Raw genomic sequence first — 22194 nt, 5'->3', positions numbered from 1 at the left:
TTGCGCACTGGGCCGGCGTCGACCGAGAAAAAGCTAAGTCATTGCTCCTTATGGACCGTGTGGACGTGTTAACGCCAAACGGGAAAGCTCGTTTACGCAAGATTCGTAACGAGCTTGGCGAGATTACAGATAAACTGGTTCGCGACTTACCAAAATGGGCCGACATACCTGCGGGTAAAAAGTTTAGCCGTAATGCGGCTCGCGGACGTAAAGCTTTTGCTTTGGTCGGGCAGCGTATCTATATCGCAGGACTTTCTCGTGAATCACTAGAGCGCGAAGGTATCGATTGGGAATTGGCCGTTTGCGCAGTGGGTGCATCGGCTGCTCGCAGCTCACTTTTTGTGGAACTCATGGGAACTTACAATCTACCAGGCGATTGTGACCTCTTGGCAGGCACATGCATTATGGCTGGACCGGTGAATCAAAATGATATCGGTAAGCAGTTTTATGGCTATAAGGATTTGCTCTCAGACAATTTCGGTGAACTTGATCCGACCTCGCTGTTGGTGTGGACCTTAAAAGCAAAAACCATCGCTGATCCTACGGGCAACGAAGAACAACTCCTCAATGCAGCACGTAAGGGAGCTCTGGTTGATTTACGCGCAGGTCCTCACGAAGTTGTAAAAGTTGCCTCTCAGGGCAAGCTTGAGCCAATGCGTTCATTTGAAGGTAAATTGAATGAAGAGCGAGCATTCTTTGAGCAAGGTAACTTTGTAACCGACCCAACCGGCAAAGAAATTCCGGGTAACCGCGGTAAGCCATGGTCTGAGTTTTTGGCACGCCGTAAGGTCTGGTAGAACAGTCCTAAGCTGAACCTTCTTCTTCTTCCCGAAGTACTTTGAGACAACTCTCACAAAGTACCTGAGGCGCTCCACCAGACATGGTGATACCTATTGCGGCCTTAGTGCCTTTCGCCAAAATATCATTGCATTGCATACAGATGGCATTGAGGTTGAGGGTAAGCTCTTGCCATCCAATGATCTGCCCAGGCTCAATTGGCGCTGGCGGCGGTGCTTGGGGGGTCGCGGCGGGTTGCGAAGTCTCCTCGCGTTCGTCGCCGCGGTTAAACTGGCTTCCCAGATTCGTTGCATTTTCAGCGACCCGAGCGCTATCGGCGACGATATTTTCCACCAAGTCAACGGTGGTGAGAAGGGCATTGCGAACCAACTTGGATACGGATACGCCCAGCTCGGCTGCCTTGTCCCTGAGTTCACGGTCTAGGGCATCCGAGATACGCGTATGCAGAACCCGTTCCTTTTTAGGCTTTTCCTTCTGAGACATGCGCTGATTCCTCCGCAATAGCTTCCACGGTATGCAGTGTAGCTTTGACAAAACCTTCTACTACCGCTGTTCCCATATTTCGAGCATCGGCTGCAACCTTTAGTCCATCTTCACTTACGACATTGACGAGGCGAATGCTTTGACCGACCGCATCGACGATAAGGGCTCCCAAGCTCTCTGCAAGGTTTTGGCTTTGTTCGCGAATGTTTGAGTATTGTTCTGACGTTTTCATGTTGGCTCCTTTTGTAGCACGTTGTGATACAAATATGGGGCCTTTGTGATACAAAGTCAAGGGCTTACTTTTAAACGTATCACAAATAAATTTTAGTTAATTATTTCAGTGGCTTGAGTGGTTTATGGTGAGCAGGGGAATGCTTTTGTGATACAAAATATAGAATTCGTGATTCAAAATTAGGCATTATGCCGATTGGGTGGATGTCTCTAAGGCCTCTGGTGTGAATGCTTTGGGAAGTAGTTCACTTAGATTTGAAGTGTAATGGCTTTGGTCCCGTAAGTTGAAGACAGTGATCGGAGCCTCAAGGCTCATAAACTCGGCCATCACCTGCCGGCATGCTCCACACGGGCTGGCTTCCATCGCCGCGTCGATTACAACCATCGCCTCAACGACATCTCCGCGAATAGCACCCGCACTGATTGCCGCAGCCAGAGCATTTCGCTCAGCGCAGACAGTGAGCGGCAGCACACAATTTTCCATATTGGCAGCCGCAAAGACCCGACCGTCTTTTAGCCGGAAAGCACTGCCCACTTTAAAATTTGAATAGGGGGCATACGCATTGGAGCGCGCGTTGGTGGCGGCTTCAAGTAATACCGAATCAATTTTTCCGCTGTCTGGTGTCATTCCATTTACCTTTGAAGAGGGCCGAGACCTTAAGGTGAATCTGTCTCGTAAGTCAACGATCTCGAAGGGGATGAATCTATTGTAAACTGACCACAAGGGTCTTAGGCGAGAATCTGGCTTTTAGTTTCGTTCTCGGGGCTCTCTCCAACTGAAGAGGTCTTGACTGCGACCTGTTCGCTTGATGCTTTCTTAAGGAGTCTGACGATGGAGGGTCCAAGGCAATCTACGTCTGTGCTCATATACTGCTCACCAGCAAACTCTTGAATCCACTGAGTCTGCTTTTGAAGCATGTATTTATCTTGGTCGATAACTTTATAAGCAAAGGGTGCAACAAGTGGTTTGACCATTGAGATCCATTTGCTCACTTTCACGCTCACCACCGAGTACATGCGTGTTTTGAAATCGGCGATAGGGGTAAGTGCACTTGTTGTAAGTAGATGCCTAGAATCGCCCACTTGATACTCCACCTGAGCGATACTGGGTAAAATGAATCTATCAAAGTGAACGACTTCCTTGGCTCCGGGGGCAAGTATTTTACCCATCACGCCCGATGGTGCGGGCTCACCGATGTACTCACACTCCACTCTGTCGGCAAAACGCCTGATGAGCGTTTCGAGCAAATTGGGTTCACCGCCTCGGAAAAGTCCTCGATGTAAAAAAGCGGTGTGGGGTACATCTAAAATGTTTTCAGCTGTAGCATGAATGGTGGCATCAAAATCGGCTTGATAGTGGATGTTGATATAAGCGGGGTCGTTAAAGTGTGGGAATTCGTAGGGGGCATGGTTGGGCTTATTGTTTGAGTCGGTAAAAACCCAAATAAAGCCCTGCTCTTCCCGGGTGGGGAAAGCTGGGACGTATCTTTTTTTGGTGATGCTGTGACCATGCAGGGCCGGGATTTTCTCACAGAGGCCTTGCCCATTGAATTGCCATCCATGGTAGGCGCACATTAAATTGTCGCCGGCGCATTCACCAGAAGAGAGTGGAACATTTCGGTGGGCGCAGCGGTCCAAGAGTGCGTGTGGTACTCCCTGGGTATCTCGAAACAAAGCGATCGGGGTATCCCATATTCGGACTTGCATCGGTTTGTCGCGCAGTTCAGAGGACTTACAGGCGATGTACCAATAAGCGGATGCTCGATAGACGGAATATTTGTGGGTAGGTGTAGTCAATCCTGCGGTATTTTCATTCGTTCCCATGAGCGCCTACAATTATCCTCTGACATTAGATTACCCCAGTATATGAATGAACCGGCTTGTTGGTAAAGCCTCATGCTTGGGCATAGCTCTGAACCTTGAGCTTTGCTAAGTTTGAGGTGGGGGTAGAGTCAATTGAAGCTTACTGATTCACAGTTTGAACGGATTGGTCAGCTTGTTTTGAGCCAGACTGGGGTGTTGCTACGCCCTGAAAACCGTAAGTTTATTGAAAAGAGGTTTGGGCGACTGGCAAAATCCAGTGGGCTTGAGAGCGTCTATGAAATTGAGGCCAGGCTCCTCTCGTCAAAGAATAAATCTTTAAAAAATAAAATTATCGAATCGGTCCTTAATTTTGAAACAGATTTCTTCGCGGGACGTGAAAGTTTTCGTTTTCTACGACAGGTTGTTTTGCCGAAACTCATGAAGGTAAGAGAATCGCAGAAAGTTATTCGTTTCTGGTCAGCAGGTTGCTCCACTGGCCAAGAGCCTTACTCACTCTCCATTATGCTTGATGAATATTTTCCAGCTAAGAGTGGCTGGAGGATTGAAATATTGGCGACCGATTTATCACGACGCTGTTTGAAAAAAGCACAGTCAGGAATCTACGACGCCAACGAGGTTGAAGACACCGTACCCAAAAAGCTACTCCACGAGAATTTCGAAAAATTGGATGGCGCTTGGCGAATCAAAAGTCGTCATCGTAAGCGTGTCGTATTTCAAGAGCATAATTTACTACGTGGTTGGGGTAATATCGGAACCTTTGACGTGGTACTGATGCGTAACGTTTTGACTTACGTCTTGTCTCCATACAAACGAAAAGTGGCGATGCACACCTATGAGCATCTAGAAGATCACGGTTTTTTCTTATTGGGACGTTTGGAAAAACCTGCTGTTGGTCACTTCTTTGTTCCGGTAAGCGAGCCAGAGGAGTCTTGTTTTCGCAAGAACTTAGATGTGGGGCAGGGCGCACGCCTTAAGAAGCTTACGACCAGTAGACGTGAGATGAACCCGGTACTATCTGCTACTTTAGTAAAGCTTTTGTCATCGTCAGATATGTTTCAAGGACTTAATAGTAAAATTCTACGAAGCATCGCGGAGCGCTTTGAAGTTCATAAGCTGCGCTCTGGACACAAAGTGGTTAAGCAGGGTGTGCCTAACGAAGACTTTTTTATCATCTATGAAGGCGAAGCGAAGGTCTGTGTTGATAGGGGGATTTTCAAAAAAGACTTGGAGATTTCTCGAATCGGTGTCGGTGATATTTTTGGGATCACTTCGCTGGTCGTGGGACAAGCAAGTTCCGCAAATGTTATTGCCGATGGTACTCTACGGGTGTTTGTGGGCAGCAAAGCTCTATTCGATGCCTTGGCCCAGCGAGATGATGGTTTTCGGTCTCACGTGCTTAATCTCAAGGATAAATATGCCAAGCAAACGGCAAAAGCGCGGGATCCTGAAGTGGTGGTCGCTGAACCAACATTGGACGGTATGGTTGCCCCGACACTTATTCCGCAGGGGCTCGAACATTTAATGCTGTCTTCAGATCTGAGGCATACGTTGCTTGAGCGTGGTGGAAAAGAACTCGCATTGGGTGAAGAGGAAGCTGAGTCGTTTAAAGATGGTTTACGCCGGGTTCAGCTTTTCGCGGAGATGGAGTTTAATGAAATCGACGACTATGTTGCTCTCTCTGAATACTGGAAGTTTCCTGGCAATTCGACTGTGGTGAAAAGTGGAGACAATGGCAGCGCTCTTTATATGATTGCATCCGGTAGTGCGCATGTGGTGAAGGACGGTAAAGTTGTTGATACCATTGGTGTGGGCCAGGTTTTTGGTGAGAATTCAATTATCAATGTTGTAGAAGATCTTCTCGATGTTGTGACGGCTGAGCCACTCTGTGTCTTTATCGTTGGCGTGGAGTTGTTTAGGTATGTAGTTGATGGTGAAGTCGATGAAGATTTGGCTCGTACGCTTGCACAAATGAGCGGCCGCTTGAGGACACCATCCTAATATAAGACACCCAAAAGGCTAGTCTCTTTGTGAGAGGGTCGTCTTTCTCTCTGCCTTTAAGACCTCTGGGCATGCTTCCTGGGTCAGGAAATTGTAGAGCCCGTTGAGTCCACAGATTTCAACTTTCTTTTCTTTTAGGCCGGTAGCTAAAACTTCATCCTCTGTGATGACTTGCATGCATTCGTCCTCTTCCGAGGCCTTTGGCGGGTGTATACCACCGATATGACATGCGGCATTCATTCCACTGCGCATAGCCGGGCCGTGTCCTACAAACTTCACCCAGTCGCCGGCGTACCAAACGCCGCCGTGGCCTTGAATAGCCGGCAGGACTTTGAACATGACAGCGATATGCCAAATATCTTGAAGGTGATGACGCCAGATACGAGAGACGCGAACATCCTTAACATTAGCGGCAGGGTTGATGGTGCCAATAGGTTCTGGGTTGAGGGCGTGGTCGAGATCAAGGGTGGCACTTAAGATACCATTTAGACGGTAGCCATCTCCTGTGCTTTCATCTTGAACGTAATTGTAGTTACGCCGAAAGCGGGGCTCGGGAAGCACGGATGAGTCTCCGTGGAGCGTCATTTGAATGCCTTGGTATCGAACTTGGGACAGTATAAACGACTCCAGTGGGGTCGCATCTGATACGAGTTCTTTAGCAACATCCGCGGGTACACCAAGCACGACTTCGTCAAACCACTCTTCTTTGAAGGTACCCTGATAATCAACCGAAGTAACTTTAACCCGGCCATCTACTCTTTCAATACTTGTTACGGGCGTTTGTAGGCGTATTCGGTCTTGAAACTCTTTGACGACAGTTTGGTAATAGTTGCCGCTGCCATTACGAACAGACCAAGCCAAGGCACCCGATTCGTAGTCCAACCATTTAGAAGTGCCACTGAACATTGAAAGGATAAACCGTGTGGACTGTTCGTAGAGACCATCTGTGACGATAAAGAGAACGCTGAGATACGGCGCGAGGTACTGGCGTCTGAAATCTTCATCGAAGCCATTAAGCCGCAGCCACCAGCCAAAAGGTAGAAGGTTGGTTGATGGGTCCTGGTAATCTCGAAGAGCGAGTTCATGAAAGCGGTAGACTTCGCTGCTGAGAGATTCTTTATCTCCAGAGGCCCACTCTAGGCCATCAACGTTGGCCGAAATACTGAGGTTGTTCATGACTCGGCCGATGCCGTAATAGGCGAGTAGACCCTTGAGTTCTTTATACGAGTTTGGGGCGCCGAACATGAAGCCAATATCTACCGCGTAGGATTCACCGTTTGATGTTTTAAATTCCGGTGAGTAAGCGTGACCGCCAACGTATTCGGCCGCTTCAAAGAGCGTGAAATCGATCCCAGAGTGATGAAGCATCCAGGCGGCGTGTGTGCCTGCAGCGCCGGCGCCTACAATTGCGACCTTTTTGTCGATCCCAGCTTTGGAGCTCCTTACCTTGTTAAGCTCAGCGAATTGATTAGCGTAGACAAAGAGTCCAGTGAAAATGATGGTAAAACAGGCAAAGGTTGTTTTGCGGTAGGCCCACAGTCCATCGAACAATCTATTTACCGATTTTCTCAAAATACTCAGTGCCAAAATGAGACTGAGTCCCTCGATGGCCCAGAGAGCCGGCATCAGCCAGCTTGGGTCAGCAGAACGCCACGCATTGAGCACACCCGTAATCAAGAAAAGTATCAGCCATGAAGTGACCGCTAGGAGCCAGCAAAGAACTTTAAACAAAAGGGGAGTTTGTTTCGTTCGCATCGGATTTTACCCTTAAAGGATGAGCTTGACTCTAGTCAGCCATCTTATCAATGAGTGCTCTCAGATCATCTGGCGTACACTCTTGGCATCTTCCCTTGGGAGGCATGCCTACCATGCCTTTTGTTACGGATTCGAGAAGAGTTGTTTTTCCTTTGGCAAGTCTTGGTTTCCAGGCTAAAGAGTCGCCGCTTTTTGGGGCTCCAGCTGCGCCTGTTCCATGACACGCAAAGCAATACTTATTGTATTGTGCTTCAACTTTGGTTGATTTTTCCGACGAGACACATCCAGGCATACAACATAAGGCCAGAGCAGTCATGCCAACCATAATCTGAGTTATCTGTCTCATGGGTCATCCGAAAAAAGTTAAAAAGCTTGGTTCTAGTCCGGCGATATAATGAAAAATTTAATCTCGCAATATCGATTGATTCTCGGATTGAAATTTTTTCATGCTCTATTAAGATTTTTGGCCGCTTACATGACATGAACCTCAAAATGGGTGAATAAACCTACCGCTTTGAACGGATTCGAGAAAATAAGGTTTTCGTTCTGTGAATTATTTCAGTAACTTACGGTCGCAGGCTTAAGTCTAGCCTCGTGGAGGCCTTAGTGTCACAATTACAGGGCCCGCATGTGAAGGCATTTTAGGCGCTGCTCTCAGCTATTTTCACTTCAAATGAATGCGGGACTAAGAGCCAGCGTCGAGATGAATACTATGGCTCAAATAATACGTTCAATCACAATCCTCCTTGTTATTTCTTTCTCTCTACCGGCGACTGCAGGGAAGCTTGATAAAGTTCGGGCCGAAGCGAAAAAACCAGCCACTTCAAAATCGAGTGGAAAAAGTTCCAGTGGTTGGAATCCCTCCTTTAACTGGAGTGAGGATGCCGGGGCGATTCAAGCGTTCTTGATCACGGCTGCGGTTGTTACTTCGCCCTTGTGGCTTCCTTATCCACTGGTTGAGAAGGACCGCTGGAAAAATGATCCAGGTTTTCTCGATTGGCCGTATCAGGGGGGTATGCCGGGTTACGGTACCGATGAACTGGATCCTGAGAGCATAGCCGATAGCTTTGCCGGGCGGCTCCAACTCGCTGCTGGGCTTGCTCATTGGGGATATCGTTTTGCTGGCGACTTACGTATCTCCCTAGATAACCGAGTTGATATTTCATTAGGTGGTTTTGCTTTAGTCGAAGAAGACGAGGACGAGGAGCTAGACAAACTGTATTTTTTAGAACCTGGTGTGAGTTGGCTCTTTGCTCTGGGAGACCGGGCGCAGTTTCGTATGGGTGCTAAATTTGTTCTGATGTTAGATCCCAATGGAGATGCCGACGCAAACCCAGGCAGTCCAATAGACTTGGGCGGCGCGAATGATTCTCAGTCTCAATTATCCATTGTACCGGGAATCACCGGGACTTATTCCATTGACTGGTTCCCAATCGATCCCTTGGTGCTCACCTTTGAATTCGGTGGCGGTATCTTAGGTGAACGCTTTTATAGCCATACAGCATTAACTGTGGGCCTGGTCCTCGGACCAGTCGAGCCTTTCGTCGGCTACGAAGCAAGGTTCATTGGCGACGAATTTCTTGGAACCGGTTCAGCGGGCTTACGAATTTGGTTTTAACGAAGCCCAGCATCGCGCCAGGCTTCGGTTACCTCATTCTATACACTGGCACTCAAGCCTCGTTTCACTAAGTTTGTCATAGCTACCTTCTGAGCACCCGCGATACCGGCTTCATCAGCACCGATCCCTGCGGTCGCGGTGATGGTGCGTAGGCCAATATCTCTCACGGCACTTGTCGTGGCACCAGTTAAGACCTCGTTTATCCCGGTTAAGAATCCATTCTCCCAAACCCGGTGGCTTGAGAGCTTATTGGCAAAAGTCTTAGGGTAGGTGGCTGCGCTTCTACTTACGGCGTTGCTCACTGAGGCAGCTAATACTTTACCCTCCACTGTGTTCTTAAGGTAGTCGTCGCCAAGGTCTGAGAGAATTTTATGATAACCCGCTGTTTTGATTCCATCTGCATCCATGGTTTCGGCATCATCTCCCAAAATATCATGGCCGGCTTCGATAAGCTCTTCATCACTAAATTCGCGGCCTGCCCCAATACGCTCGCCCATCCGAATACGTAGGTTCACCATAACGCTCTCTGAAGCGATGGCACCTATTTGTCCCGTAAGGCTACCCATTGCCCAACCCTGTGCACCGCTCAGTGCCGCAGCGCCGGTATCACTGACAATGCTTTTCACGGAGTCTAAGAACTCTTGGTCCCAGGTTTCGTCGGTCATCGCTGACTCTGCCGCAGTATTGATGCTTGACGAGACCGCTCCTTGGAATCCACCAAGCACAACCTTGCCAAAGATTTTACGGCCCAGGGTTTGACCCATCCAGTCTGATCCCTTTTGGCGCAAAAGTTCATAGGATAACTGCGACGCGGCTCCGCTGGTGGCCGCCGAGCTTGCGGTCCCTGTTGTGGTTCCGGCAGCGGTAAGCCCCTCGGCAGCTTCTGCGCCCAGACCAATACCGGCGGTGACTGCATCACTTACGGCACCTAAGATGGCCATACTCGCTCCTGACGCTGCTCCGGTAACAATGTCGTGTGCGGCATCGAACCCTGTCGCATTGTAGGCGTCGCCAACCGTGATGAATCTACTGGTGACTTTCGTGGCTGCGGCAGTTCCCGCGGCGATCCCAATGAGGGCAGGGGTTGCGGTACCAGCACTTGCTGCCATCGCTGTGGCTACTGCAGTCATGGTAGCGATACTTGTAATCTTGTTACTGATAGATTCCTTATCGACCATATAATCGTCGGTAGCATCGTCTACTTGAACTTCTTTGGCATTGAGCAGCACTTCAACGTCATCTGGAATACCATTGGCATCTTCATCGGTGAAGGTACCATTGAGTTTCATTTTGCTTCCCTCACGAATGAGGTGTTTGTATTCTCGAACCACGTGGTCGAGTTCGAAACCAGCGTTACTAAAAGCGTCTACGATGGTATCGCTGACCCGTGACCGAGCACTGCCTGACCCACGCTCTCTACAGACCTTTTTTTGAGTTCTCTCTAACCGCTCACGAAGTGTTCTTGGAGGCTGCGCCAAGGCGTCAACACACTCTGCTAAGTCTCGGCTCCCTAGCTCTTTTTTAAGTTCCTTGAGCAAGTCAACGCCGTAGTTTTCTCGATATTCTTTTTGAATGGCCACGCGCTCTGATGGGAGCAAGTCTTTAAGGGTTGAGTGAATAAGAGCTTCATTTGTACCCCATCCCTCCATAGCGAAATAGAGTTTCTGGGATCGGTTTAATGTGCCTTGTCGCAATAGAAGCATCACACGTTCTCGGCTCTTACCGCTGAGCTCATCTGTGATGCGGTCCATCATGCCGTAGTTCTCAAGTACGGATGAACGTTCTTCCGGTGTAGCACTTTCGATGGCGGTATAGAGCGCACGTTTATCTGCACCCAGTCCGGTCATTTCAACATCAAGCTTTTGAATGAATGACAATTCGCCATGTTCAAGCGTGAGCTCAGCACGTTTGACCGCACGGGAATCCCACATGCTATGAAGCATTTTCGACACGTTACCTTTGTATTTTGTCTTGTAGGTTTCCTGAAGGGCCGCACGGTCTTCAGGTGTAGCTTCTTGTAGGGCCTTGAAAATAGCCTCTTTGTCGTAGGAGATACCGCTTGTCGCAAAATAGATTTTATCAGCAAGGCTTAGCTTTCCTGTTTCGGCGAGGATCACCAATTGCTTACCGACGTCGCCCCAAAATTCTTTAGCGATGGTCCATACCAACTCTTCGCCATAGTGGTCTCTGTATTCGGCCTTCAGATCGTATAGCTCTTGTAGGTCCTTTCCTTCTAAGACTTCGATCAGTGTGTTTTTGTCGGCTCCCATGCCGCGCATGGCACGGTGCAGTTCTTGTGCCTCAGTCAACTCACCGTGCTTTAAACACCAGGTGACGTCTTTATAGGCATACTCGCCGAGTTTGGATTTTAGGTCTTGGTCAAGATCGCCATATTTCGCGGCATAACGAAGCCTTACTTCTTGTCGTTCATCGTCGCTAAGTCCAGCTATAGACTCTTCGATGGGCCGGGGGCTGATCCCATAGCCAAGGAAAGTCCAACCCATCAGAGTAAGCTTAATATTGTCCTCGGGAAGTAGGTGACCACTTTTGAGTAGGGCTTTTGCTTTCGTTAGGCTCCGCGGCCACATGTACATTCGAGATTCGAGGTGTTCTTCTAGGTCTTTGCCGTAGACCGCCGCAAACTCTTGCTGAATTGATTGAAGCTCTTGTGGAGACTTACCTTCCAAGGCTCGGTAAACCGCGTCGTAATCGTTCCAGAGTCCACGGGTAGCCGCGTAGATTCGGTCCGCAGTGGTGATATTACCGCGGTCATAGGCGGCTAAGGCAAATACTTCTCGAGTGCCGGTGTGCTCGCGTTTGAGTGCATCCCGCAATGTTTCGCCGGTGAGTGCTTCGTAGTGCTCCGCTACCGCAGAGCGATGTTCATCGCTTTTTCCGTAAAGTGTGTCGAGTACAAGATTTTCGTTTGTACCAGCTCGGTTCATGGCGAGGGAGAGGAGCTGAGCGTCTCGGTCTATTGGGTTAATTTTATCGCCGAGGCACAAAAGCATCGCTTGTTTAAAGTGATTTCCCCAGAGGTTGTGCTTCATCCAACTTGTGAGAGAATCACCCGTAAGGGTTCGAAAGTCTTGCCGTATCAACTTGATTTCTTCCGATGAACGGTCGGCGAGGAGTCTAAAGACCTCTTTGTTATTGCAGCCAACTCCCTTCATCGCTGTGTGAAGTTTCAAAGCGGCACCTTGCGTTGTTAACGCAGCATCCTCACCCCATAGTGAGGCGGTAAGAGGGGAGGTGGGCACGGCGGCCGCTACCGATAATGCACTGGGTGACGCCGCGGTTGTGGACGTTGGTGTTGGAAGCTGGGAGGAGCTACTCGTAGGTGCAAGTGCCGGCGGGACGATGACATTTTCGGGTGGAAGAGTGGCTATTGGCAGGCTGATCGTTGCAGGTAAAACCTCTGGTTGAGTTCGGTTTTCAATAGCAGCGATGCGGCGGGCGACCCTACCGGAAGCTGGGCTGGGCTGAGGTGAAACCGGAACGCTTTGGGGCATTGTAATATGAGAGGCCATGACTAATATTCTCCGTTATTCCCAAAACGAGATGAGTCGATTTGGACTATTCATAGTGACAACCACGAGGGCTGTATCTTTCTTATCGGTTTAAAAATTAGAGATGGTGCTTCGAAATTTGGATTATTCTTAAATGTGCTCTGCTGTGGTTAAATGTAGGTCCTAGGCCTACAAAATGGCGTATTTGTAGTATTTTGTGGCGCTTGCGCCATTTTCGTCGAAGTCAGAGAATCGACGGGAAATAAAGCCAATAAAAGCAATACGTTACAGGTCTTCTTTTTTGTGTCGATGGCACGAAACCTGCTTGAAACTCCCTGAATAAATCCGATGGAAGATAAAAATATGAATTCAATATCAATGGTATGTTTGTTTGTGGTTGGTCTGATGCTGCCTTTAGGGGCTGCTCATGCCGCCACGGGCAACCAATGCGACAGCCTCGGTGGAATCTCCACTCATGGTAAAAATTTCTCAGGTCTTAATTTTCGAAAAATGAATTTGGTAGAGCGCGAGTTCGTGGCCGCCAGATTGGTGGCGACAGATTTGAGCTATGTTCGTCTCGACGGTGCCGTGCTTCGCGGAGCCTTTTTGGTTGGTGCTAAGCTTTTTGGTGCCCAGGCTAGAACAGCATCTTTTCATAGGGCGTGCTTGGACCAATCCGATTTGCGTAAAGCAGACTTGAGACGTGCTGACTTCTCTGGAGCATCATTGATCGGTGCTCGCTTGGGAGGAGCTCGTCTTGATCATGTGGTTTGGCGAGATACGGTATGCCCAGATTCAAGCAACAGCGATGATAACGGCGGCACCTGCCGCGGTCACCTTGAAGTGAATGAATCTATCTAGAGCTTTCTGGTTATCTCAAAATCAATTTCAATGGTTACCTCGTCGCTTACGACGCTTACGCCTTCGGCTAACTTATTGAAGCTCAATCCGAAGTCCTGACGATTGATAACACCCTTGAGCGTATAGCCGGCTCGTTTTCCCGGTGAGTTGTCGAAGTTCTTATTTCGAATGCCCAGCAGTTCACCTTCGAATGCGATGGATTTTCGAATGGAGCGAATTGTTACATCCACGACCGCTTTGAACTTCGTCTGCTTGAAGTTGATTGTTTTTAATTCAAACTTCGCTTGAGGGTAATCCTGACTGCTAAAGAAATCTTTCTTTTGAAGATGTTGGTCACGTTTAGGGAGACCTGTATCAATAGATTCAACCAAGACCGTTGCGCTTAGGGCGCTGAGCAGCGCGGTATCCTTGTGGGCCCTTACGGCCGCGTCAAATTTTCCAAAAGTTCCACGTACACGAGTGATACCCATATGCTTCACCATGAAACCCACGGTGGTATGTGTTTTATCAAGTTGCCAAGTTGTTTGGTCAGCGTGAGCGAGACTTGGGCCCAAGGAGAGCAAGCCCAGTATCAAAAGTTTGTGAACGAAGATTTTTACCATGAAAGGTGCCCTATGGTGTTGGTTGCGGGTTCTGGGTAGGTGGCGGTGAATCTTGAGTGGGGCAAAAGTTAAAGTTGGCTAAGCGTTTCTTCAGCGACTCGATATTCAGAGGCGAGTCATTGGTTTTGCCCTCTAGGCTGTCTTTCATAAACCATATGCCAAGAGTAGGCGTAGCCACCGGGGAGCACTTAATTGAGAAGCGATTTTGAACGCCTCGACCACTCCAGCCAAAGACATCGAGTGTACCCCGAACGCTCACGAATTTCCCTTGGGTACCGGAATGCTGAAAGTTACCGGATTCGAAGATTCTTCCGTCGCGCATAGACGGAACAAGGTAATCGTTACCATCGGCATCGTTGACGGGCTTTAAGAATTGCTCCTCGAACTCTCCTGGCATTGCTCCCATACTGGCACCCTGAACACGCATGAAATAAATTCCCTGGTTTCTAAAGTGAGGTGAGTCTTCGTTTTCTTTGAGAGGTTGATCCGAGAGAACAACCAGCTCCATGGTACCCCGCATGGTCATGGCAACCACGGGATTTAGGTCGTTTGGAATTTCATCGGTTTGAAGGAATGTTTTGGCGATGCTAGCACGCATTGCAGGATCGGTATTTGCTTTGAGCATTTTATGCCCAAGCCATCCTAACACAATCGCTCCAACCGCTGCAGTCGTAACAATAATCAAACAACCAAGTCCCATAATAGAACCGGGCTTTTCTAAAAGCTTTTTGGGGGAGTTTTGTTCTTCCATGAGGAAACCTCGGTCACGCCGTTGTGGAATCTAAGCTAGCTTTGAAACCAGGCCAAAATAGATGACGCAGCAAATGTTGATAGTAAAATTGGAGGGATATTTCCTAGGGCGGTGCCTGCGAGAAATGGCCAGAACTTAACCCTTGAGACCCCGAGCCCAAGCTGAAGAGGTGGGCTGGTAAAGAGAAACGTTCTAAGGATGAGCACAGTGAGAAAGCCAGAATCTTCAAGCTTGTGGTCGTATTCTTTAATTTTTTCTGGAAGTCTTTGCTGAACCCATTGACGAGCCACAAAGCGAGCGAAGACAAACGAGATTAGCCCCGAGCCCATGGCACCCAGCCAGCTATAGAAAATCGCTTCGGCAGGTAGCCAAACCGCATTGGCGGCCATGATAAATATATGAGCGGAAACAAAGAGCGCCTGTAACACGGCGAAAACCGCGATGAACATTAAAGGCCCCCAGATTCCCTTGCCGTCTAACCAGACTTCGATGGTTTGGGCATCTATTCCCAATTGAGTGGTTATAAAGGCAACGGTAACGAACACGATGAGGAACGGTACAAGCTGAAAAAGTGGGCCGCGATTCATGAACCCCTAGTAGCAGGGTTCTAGGCACTCGACGAGTGGATCAATCGTCTTTTTTCTTTGCCCAGTCCGGAACGGTATTAACGACCTGGAAGAGTTGCTCACCAGGCATCGGTGCTTTCTTAAGCCCCAAGTATACATGGGCTTCTGGGTCAACGTCCCTAAACACCATGTCCATGACGGATTGTAGGTCTTTGTATCGGAACGTGACGAGAACCTTCGAGTCTGCTTCTTCATCGGGTGCAACAGGTGCACTGCCAGTGGCTGGAGCTTCTTCGCCGTCTGCTTCTTCTTGTGGCTTCGAGGCGGCAAGTGTGGGGCGGTCTGGAGCCATCTGGTACGTGGAATATTTGTCTTCACCTGAAACTTCGAAGAGTCCGGAGTCGTCCTTGGGTTGTTCACTTTTTCCAAGAATAAGATAGGAGTCTTCGTGCATATGATGCGGGAGTTTTCGAAGAAGTGATTCACGCACGCTTCGGCTGAAATAGGTGATGACATTACGGAGAAAAATGATGTCGAAAACTGGTTTTTCGTCCCACTTTCCAGGCAGTTCGTCCCATTTGCCATTGAGGTTAATCTGACGAAATTCCACGATTGATTTGTGGTCGTCGTTGATAACCCATTTTGTTACGTCTTTGTGAAAGTGTTTGAGAAGCAGCGGCGCTGGCATCCCGCGCGACACCTCAGCCTGGCTATAAACAGCATCAGCGGCTTTCTCGAGGAGCTTCTTAGACATATCACTGCCTATGATTTTGACATCCCAGTCCTTGAGGCCCGGAATCGCTTCTTTCATCATAATGGCAATCGAATAAGCTTCTTGTCCGCTTGAACAAGCTCCGCACCAAATTCTAAGTTTTTTAGAGTCTTTATTACGTTCCAAGAGCTTCGGAATCAGCTCATGGCGCATGTTCTTAAAAACCGGGAAGTCTCGAAAGAAGTGCGTGTCGTCGTCTACGAGTTCTTCGATCAGTTGGCGGTGAAGTCGGCTGTAATGGCTGCTTTTTAGGTGCTCAACAAGGATTTGTCCGCTTTCAAAATTAAATTTGCGCGCACAGTCCCGTACACGGGTTTCAACGAAATCCCTCTTCTCATCATCGAGCACGACCCCAGCTCGTTCCAGCACAAGCTGTGTGACGAACTGCATTTCCATTGTAGACAGCGTCATATAGCGGAAATATTAAGAGAAAACTGAAGTCGATGCGAGTCTTTGGTTAAGCGCTTTTGCGGTTTCGTGAACTCGACGTTATTTTGGTTTGAAAATAGGCCTCCGCCGTTTTTGTGACGCACACCCTTTTAGTTTTTAAGTTATTGATATTAATGAGTTTTGTCGACTTGTAGTCACTTGGGTTCCGGACCGCGGTTCACCGTGATGCCTTGTGAAAAACCGAGCTGAAGTTGGCTGCTTCGCTGTGACAAGCCTTGGGTTGAACCCGGTAAGACGCTAAAATGTATTCTATCGCGCCGACTAAAGGGGATAAACGGTGACCAGCGTTCCAAATAAAATTGGGCCGAGGTGTCCTCCGGGGGGAAATTGTCCTCGGAATTTTGAGCCACAAGCGTCGAGGTGTCCCACCTGCGGTATGCCTCTGCATCACGATTATCGAGGGCACATTATTGCTCAACGGTACGAAGTGTTGGAACTCATCGGCGCCGGTGGCATGGGGCTGGTTTATAAAGCCCGACATATCGCCATGGACCGCTTTGTCGCCATCAAGGTTTTACCGGAGTCCTCAGCAAACCTTGTTGCTCGCTTTCAGCGTGAGGCACGGTCCATGAGCCAGCTTAATCATCCCAATGTGGTTCAGGTTTACGATTTTGGTTCGATGGCCAATCGAGATCTTTTTTTGGTTATGGAATATCTAGAAGGCTACCCATTATCGCGAGTTCCTACGCCCGAAGTAGAGGCGAAGTGGCTTCTTGAGATTATTCAGCAGGTTTGCGCAGCTTTGACGGTGGCTCATGAAAAGGGAATCGTCCATCGTGATTTAAAGCCTGATAACATTTTCGTCACACCTAAGCCGGGAGCCAAAGACCATGTGAAAGTCTTGGACTTTGGTATCGCGAAGTTGATGGAAGACTCGAATGAGTCGATGGATCTCACCTTAACTCAGGTGGGTCGGCTCTGCGGTACCCCGCACTTTATGGCTCCCGAGCAAATCATTGATGGAGTGGTCGATGGAAGGACGGATATTTATGCGTTGGGAGTTTTGATTTTTCAAACGCTTGCGAAGCGCCGACTCTTCGATGCCGATTCAATGCAGCACGTTTTGAGTAAACATGTCTACGAGGAACCTGAAGGTATTCGTCAAGCCATGCCGGCGCAGTCCTTTAGTCGCGAATTTGAAGCTCTCATCCTGAAGTGTTTGGAGAAAAAGCCTGAGGATCGTTATCGGACCGTGGAATCTTTACACCGAGAGATTGGGAAGTTCTTGAGTGGAGAGTTCTCAATTCGAGACGTTGAGGTGATGAGCAGTGCGGAAGATCTCACCATCGATGTGGATCCAAAAGAAATTGAAGCGCAGTTCAAAAGAAAAATAACGCCAACACCTGGGTCAAGCAACGGCGACATGATGGTCGTTATGCCAACCGACAATGGCCTTGCTCAGCGAAAGGGTAAAGTGCTTTTGGTCGATGATTCTCTCTACTTATCGAACCAGTTAACGGAAATGCTTCACAACGATGGCTTTGAGGTTGTGCTCGGGCGTAATGGCCTGGAGGGTCTTGAGCAATTGGAGCTTAATTCTAATATCTTTATGGTCGTAACGGATATGAATATGCCGGTCATGGACGGCATGGCATTTTTGGAAAAGATACGCCAGCACCCCATTATGAGGGATCTGCCGGTGATGGTCTTGAGCGCTGCAAATGACGAGAAACTTTTTCAGCGCGCAAGTGAGCTGGGTGCCTTTGCTTGGGTTGTCAAACCCGCTGACCCCAAAGCCATTGTTCAAGCCATCAACCAGGTTGCGAAAGAGCGTTTGAATCCCTCTTAACTTTTTATGGAATCACTACGGGACCGAAAGTCGCAGCGGAACTTTCGTTGCCGGCAGAGTCTGTACTGCTTAACCCAAAGCAGTAGGTTCCGGCACTAAGAGAAAGCTCGGCACGCTCAGGATAGCCGGCCGAACGCGGAGCTGCGAGTTCTGATGAGATCTCTTGTGCGTCGGCACTGCTCCATGGGCAGCTGCTCAAACTCATCGAGTAGGCTGAAGCGTTACCAGTTGGGCCTATGTCGGCAGGAGCTGTCCAAGTAGCGAATGCATTACCAGAAGCAAGTTGAGGACGATAAATTTCGAATTCACCGAGAACCGCATAATAAAGACCATCGGTGAGTACATATTCCGTCACAACCATTCGAATGGCTGCAGCAAGAACAGGCTGTGTGAGGTTAACTACCAAAGGCTCTGCCGCATCGCTGTGGCTGTAGTTCTCAAATGAAGCAATTTCTTGCCAAGAGGCACTTAGACCAGACCCACGGTATTCCACGGTAAAGGAGCGAGGAAAGAGGTCGCCTAGGCCTGGAGCGGGCATAAGGCGAACCGAGTCGATATAGCTTTCTTCCGACAAACCTATGCGGATTTGGTTCTCATTTTGAGTTGTCGCAGGCTCCGTTGCCCAGCCGGTGCTATAAGAACCATCCGTTAAATGCTCTTCTCCAAAATCGGGAAGGTGTTGTGAGGACGTTGTGATGGTCCAGGCGGGAACAAGTTCCTGACCTTCTTGTGCCAGTTGTATTCTGAAATCATCGATTTCCAGTGGTGCTATTAAGTCTGGTCCAGTGTCAGTTTGAGCCAGTGCAACATTCGACATGTAGGAAGCGTTGCCCGCCTCGTCAAAGGATTTGATAGCAAAGCGGTAGACCGTACCTGGGCTAAGTCCGTCCACCGACACAGAATAGGTTGAGCCAGAGAGGGTTGGTGATGCGGGAACGAGTGCCGCGGAGTCGAAGTTATTGGAAGTCAGAACACTTTGGCTGTAGCGAATTTCGTAGGAGGCAGCGCCGGCTCCATTGGGTCCATCGTCAAAGCTTTCGCTGAAGGTAAGACCAACCGAAGAACTACTTGTGGGCTCAGCTTGAAGGTCCTGTGTGGCTCCCGGTGGGATTGGCAGAGTTGTTATCTGGGCGATGCTAGAGAGGGCTCCAACATTCCCGGCTTCATCAATAGCGCGCATTGCGAAATAGTAGGTGGACTCTCCTGGGAGAGACTCTACTACGAGTGTTTGGAGAGAGCCGGCACTTAAAGGGGGCGGTGCACCGGTTAGGGCGGCAGCCGTATCTAAACTGGCCTCACTGAAAGAGCTTGTACTGTAAAAGACTTCATATTGAGAAGCGGTACCGGTGGCATCATCATCGCCGGGCGTCATCCAGGTTAATTGAATACCTGCTTCAATCTCTCCAGCATAGAAGGCTTGTATTTCAGCCAATAGAACATAAAAGAGTTCGCTGCCCTCGGGAGTAGAGATGCTTCCTGAGGTGTAGCTCGCAAGCTTTATGTAGCGAGCATTTTGTGGACTGAATCCCCAGACAATCAGGCTGTCATCAATCGTATTAAATCCGGTTTCCGCTGCAACGGTTACCCAATCAGTTCCATTTTCGCTTACCAAGAGGTCGAAGTCAGCGGGAAAGAGGGTTGTGTAAAGACCATCTGGGCGCAGTGCAATTCGGTCAACGGATTGTACCGAACCGAGGTCAAGAGTGAGTGTCTCGGTTGAAGGGCTTGTACTGCCCTCAGATGCCCACGGGCTGGTGGCATTGCCGTCAATGGCATTGTCGGCGGACCAGCCAGGCCCTAAGACTGACGAAGCGACCACGCTTTGTGCGGTGATGACGCCAGTGGCGGACGTAACATTACTGGCGGTTAGATTACTGGGAGCGGCGGGGGCAGTTAAGTCGTCAGTTGTTAGGCTTGCCGTATTCGACATGGAACCTTCTGCCCCGAAATTGTCGACTGCCTTGATGGCGAAGTAGTAAATTGTCGATTCTTCTGGGCAGACAACCGTGAGGGTTTCGCCCTGACCCGGCTCGGCCGGGATAAAGTCATTTGGGAAAGCGATGGATTCGGCGTCGTCAAATGAAGCCTCACTGATAGGCGAGGTACTTCGGCGTAAATCGTAGGATGCGACTGAATCTCCCGTAGAACCATCATCTCCTGGCGCGACCCAGTTTAAAGTAACGCTCACTCCAAACACAGATGCCCAGAGAGTATTGATCCTCGCAGGTGGAATAGCTTGAGTGAAACCTTGTTCTGAATTACCCAGGCCTCCGATATTTCCATCCTCATCTTCCGCTCTAACCATGAAGTAATAGGGAGTCTCGTGCACAAGACCGGCTAAGTTCGCCGTCATGGCTAAGCCGCTGGCGCGTGCAACGGGCGTACTCCCTGTCCATTCTATGGCGTTATCCCAATCCGATTCGGTTTGGATATGGCCGCTGGTATTGTAGCGTATCAAATACCTGTCAGCGGTCCCGGAGTTGCCTTCGTCGCCGGTCGCTGTCCAGCTAAGTTCGATAAGAGTGTTGCCTGAACCACTGCTTGCAACAAGGTCAGTGACAATGCCTGGCGTCACCGTATCGATGGTGGTTGCTTCGAGAACATTTGAAACTGGACCATCGTTGTCGCGCTCATCGCGAGCAAAACCGGCAACATAATAGGTGTTGTTGGCGGTGAGCCCGAGCACAGAAACCACGACGGATTGTCCCGCAGACAGAGGCTGCGTATTGGCAACACGGACATCATCGGCATCACCCAAGGTTTCAGCTGTCATCGAGTTGGCACTCACATAAACAAAATATTCCTGAGCTGTTCCTGTATCGCCATCGTCGCCGGGGGCTGTAAATTCGATCTGGAAACCGTTGGTCGACCGACTCTGTGGCACAAGGCTAATGTTCAGGGCATCCGGTGCAACATCTCGGGTTCTGGCTTGGGTGTAACTAAAGGGTGAGCAATTGGACGCCTCATCACATGCGCGAAGGGCAAAGTAGATCATCGCTTCATCCGTTAGGGATGTGACGGTTCGAGAGGATGCCAAGGGATCGACAATATCGTGAGCCGTGCAGTTTGAAGAAGGTGTTAAGCAGCTTTCACCGGTGGTTGGAACCGTTGAAGAGTAAAGCTCAATCGATGCGATGGTGCCCAAATCGCCATCATCGCCTGGTGGTGTCCAGCTGAGTTGAACAGTGCTGTATCCGGAGCCAGTTATGGCAACCAGATCGCTCACAGGATCAGGTGCGGTAATATCGATGGTGCTGAAGGGAACGGCGGTTACCGTGGATGCACGTCCCATCTCGTCGTAGGAAACAATTGCAAAGTAGTATGTCACACCAGTTTGTAGCCCGGTGATACTGGTTGACTGTTGTGTACCAGGGGTCGCCGGTATGACTGCAAGGCCTGGGTTGTGTGCAGTGGTATGGGCAGGGTCGTTAAACTGTGCTGCCGTAATGATGGGGAATAGGCTGTACCCAAACGCGTAGCTTGCGGCCGCCTGAATTATGCCACCAGATCCCGTATCTTCCGGTGCGCTCCAGGTCATCACAACGGTTGAGATATTGTCGATGGGTGCGAGAGGTTCAGCCACTGTCAGATCGGTAATCGGATTTGGCGGATAACCAGCACTCATGGAATCAACGAATGCATAGTCTGAGCAATTTCCAGCCTCGTCACATGCACGCATGGCTACATAATATTGAAGCTCACCGGTCAGGCCACTCATCGAGAATATCCCGCTATCTAGTGGAGCACTCAGATTCGAGGCCAAGATAATGTGGTTACAGGGTGATACGCATGCACTGATATCCGGTGTGTCTGCCCATTGTGTTGGCGCGGCAAGGATATCGTAATGATGAACCTTTCCAGTCTCAACGATGCTCCCATCATCGGCCGGGGCGGTCCAAGAAAGAAAAAGTGCTCCTGGAACCGATCCTGGCTCAACGCTTAAGTCAGACACTTCATCCGGTGCAATGATATCTGAGGTTGTGAAGTTGACGTTGTTGGAAACAAAGGAAGTCCGGCCCCATTCGTCGTGTACCACCATCGCAAAATAGTAAAAAGTTTCCGACTCCAATCCAGTGACCGTGATGGATTCACTTTCACCAGGGGCCAATGGCTGGATAGGGATGGTTGGGACAAACTGAGTGGTCCGCTCATCGTTGTAGAAATTACTGTCTCCGCCAATGGGTAAT

At 49.4% G+C, this 22194-nt stretch carries 17 protein-coding genes; 5 read left to right on the top strand and 12 right to left on the bottom strand.

Features of this window, described 5'->3' with window-relative positions; translation table 11 throughout:
• The coding region (locus tag HOK28_19395; protein ID MBT6435270.1) for a hypothetical protein at positions 1-797 on the top strand (797 nt) is incomplete at its 5' end.
• Between the two features lie 7 nt (positions 798-804).
• On the opposite strand, the gene HOK28_19390 is transcribed toward HOK28_19395, so the two are convergent.
• The 4 genes from HOK28_19390 to HOK28_19375 all read right to left on the bottom strand — a co-directional run bounded on the left by HOK28_19390 (position 805) and on the right by HOK28_19375 (position 3336).
• The gene (locus tag HOK28_19390; GenBank protein MBT6435269.1) at positions 805-1281 is read right to left on the bottom strand and encodes a hypothetical protein; all 477 of its coding nucleotides are present in this window, start codon (positions 1279-1281) and stop codon (positions 805-807) included.
• Positions 1259-1513 (bottom strand): hypothetical protein, encoded by a 255-nt coding sequence (locus HOK28_19385; GenBank protein ID MBT6435268.1) that lies wholly within the window; start codon positions 1511-1513, stop codon positions 1259-1261. The genes HOK28_19390 and HOK28_19385 overlap by 23 nt, the downstream gene beginning before the upstream one ends.
• 186 nt (positions 1514-1699) lie before the next feature.
• The gene (cdd, locus tag HOK28_19380; protein ID MBT6435267.1) at positions 1700-2119 is read right to left on the bottom strand and encodes a cytidine deaminase; all 420 of its coding nucleotides are present in this window, start codon (positions 2117-2119) and stop codon (positions 1700-1702) included.
• Between the two features lie 122 nt (positions 2120-2241).
• Positions 2242-3336, bottom strand: a complete 1095-nt coding sequence (locus HOK28_19375) for an aromatic ring-hydroxylating dioxygenase subunit alpha (GenBank protein ID MBT6435266.1) — start codon at positions 3334-3336, stop codon at positions 2242-2244.
• A 132-nt stretch (positions 3337-3468) separates the two neighbouring features.
• On the opposite strand from HOK28_19375, the gene HOK28_19370 reads away from it, so the two are divergent.
• Positions 3469-5334, top strand: coding sequence for a cyclic nucleotide-binding domain-containing protein (locus HOK28_19370; GenBank protein MBT6435265.1), 1866 nt, complete (start codon positions 3469-3471; stop codon positions 5332-5334).
• 18 nt (positions 5335-5352) lie between these two features.
• On the opposite strand, the gene HOK28_19365 is transcribed toward HOK28_19370, so the two are convergent.
• A complete protein-coding gene (locus HOK28_19365; GenBank protein ID MBT6435264.1) occupies positions 5353-7089 on the bottom strand; it encodes an NAD(P)-binding protein in 1737 nt (578 codons plus the stop codon).
• Positions 7090-7120: 31 nt separating this feature from the next.
• Positions 7121-7414 carry a cytochrome c5 family protein gene (locus HOK28_19360; GenBank protein ID MBT6435263.1) on the bottom strand — a complete coding sequence of 98 codons (294 nt, stop codon included), beginning with the start codon at positions 7412-7414 and terminating at the stop codon, positions 7121-7123.
• A gap of 387 nt (positions 7415-7801) precedes the next feature.
• On the opposite strand from HOK28_19360, the gene HOK28_19355 reads away from it, so the two are divergent.
• The gene (locus HOK28_19355; GenBank protein MBT6435262.1) at positions 7802-8707 is read left to right on the top strand and encodes a hypothetical protein; all 906 of its coding nucleotides are present in this window, start codon (positions 7802-7804) and stop codon (positions 8705-8707) included.
• A gap of 38 nt (positions 8708-8745) precedes the next feature.
• Here the strand turns inward: HOK28_19355 and HOK28_19350 are convergent, their stop codons facing one another.
• Positions 8746-12237, bottom strand: coding sequence for a hypothetical protein (locus tag HOK28_19350; protein MBT6435261.1), 3492 nt, complete (start codon positions 12235-12237; stop codon positions 8746-8748).
• A gap of 342 nt (positions 12238-12579) precedes the next feature.
• Between HOK28_19350 and HOK28_19345 the strand changes: the two genes are divergently transcribed.
• Positions 12580-13077, top strand: coding sequence for a pentapeptide repeat-containing protein (locus HOK28_19345; GenBank protein ID MBT6435260.1), 498 nt, complete (start codon positions 12580-12582; stop codon positions 13075-13077).
• Here HOK28_19345 and HOK28_19340 read toward each other — a convergent pair.
• The 4 genes from HOK28_19340 to HOK28_19325 are packed head-to-tail and all read right to left on the bottom strand — an operon-like array spanning position 13074 to position 16164.
• On the bottom strand, positions 13074-13679 hold the full coding sequence (locus HOK28_19340) for a YceI family protein (protein MBT6435259.1): 606 nt from the start codon (positions 13677-13679) through the stop codon (positions 13074-13076). The two genes, HOK28_19345 and HOK28_19340, sit on opposite strands and share 4 nt — an antisense overlap.
• A 10-nt stretch (positions 13680-13689) precedes the next feature.
• Entirely contained in the window at positions 13690-14430 is a 741-nt protein-coding gene (locus HOK28_19335) for a hypothetical protein (protein MBT6435258.1), read from the bottom strand.
• A 35-nt stretch (positions 14431-14465) separates the two neighbouring features.
• The gene (locus tag HOK28_19330) at positions 14466-15017 is read right to left on the bottom strand and encodes a TVP38/TMEM64 family protein (GenBank protein MBT6435257.1); all 552 of its coding nucleotides are present in this window, start codon (positions 15015-15017) and stop codon (positions 14466-14468) included.
• A 40-nt stretch (positions 15018-15057) separates the two neighbouring features.
• On the bottom strand, positions 15058-16164 hold the full coding sequence (locus tag HOK28_19325) for a protein-glutamate O-methyltransferase CheR (protein MBT6435256.1): 1107 nt from the start codon (positions 16162-16164) through the stop codon (positions 15058-15060).
• 430 nt (positions 16165-16594) lie between these two features.
• Between HOK28_19325 and HOK28_19320 the strand changes: the two genes are divergently transcribed.
• Positions 16595-18007: a protein kinase gene (locus tag HOK28_19320; GenBank protein MBT6435255.1), complete on the top strand. Its 1413-nt coding sequence runs from the start codon at positions 16595-16597 to the stop codon at positions 18005-18007.
• A 4-nt stretch (positions 18008-18011) separates the two neighbouring features.
• Here HOK28_19320 and HOK28_19315 read toward each other — a convergent pair.
• Positions 18012-22194 (bottom strand): hypothetical protein (locus HOK28_19315; GenBank protein ID MBT6435254.1); only part of this gene is annotated, 4183 nt, incomplete at its 5' end.

The organism is Deltaproteobacteria bacterium, assembly GCA_018668695.1.
Lineage (GTDB): Bacteria > Myxococcota > XYA12-FULL-58-9 > XYA12-FULL-58-9 > JABJBS01 > JABJBS01.
The sequence above is the reverse complement of the archived record's forward strand: the minus strand, read 5'-3'. Positions and strand labels throughout refer to the sequence as shown.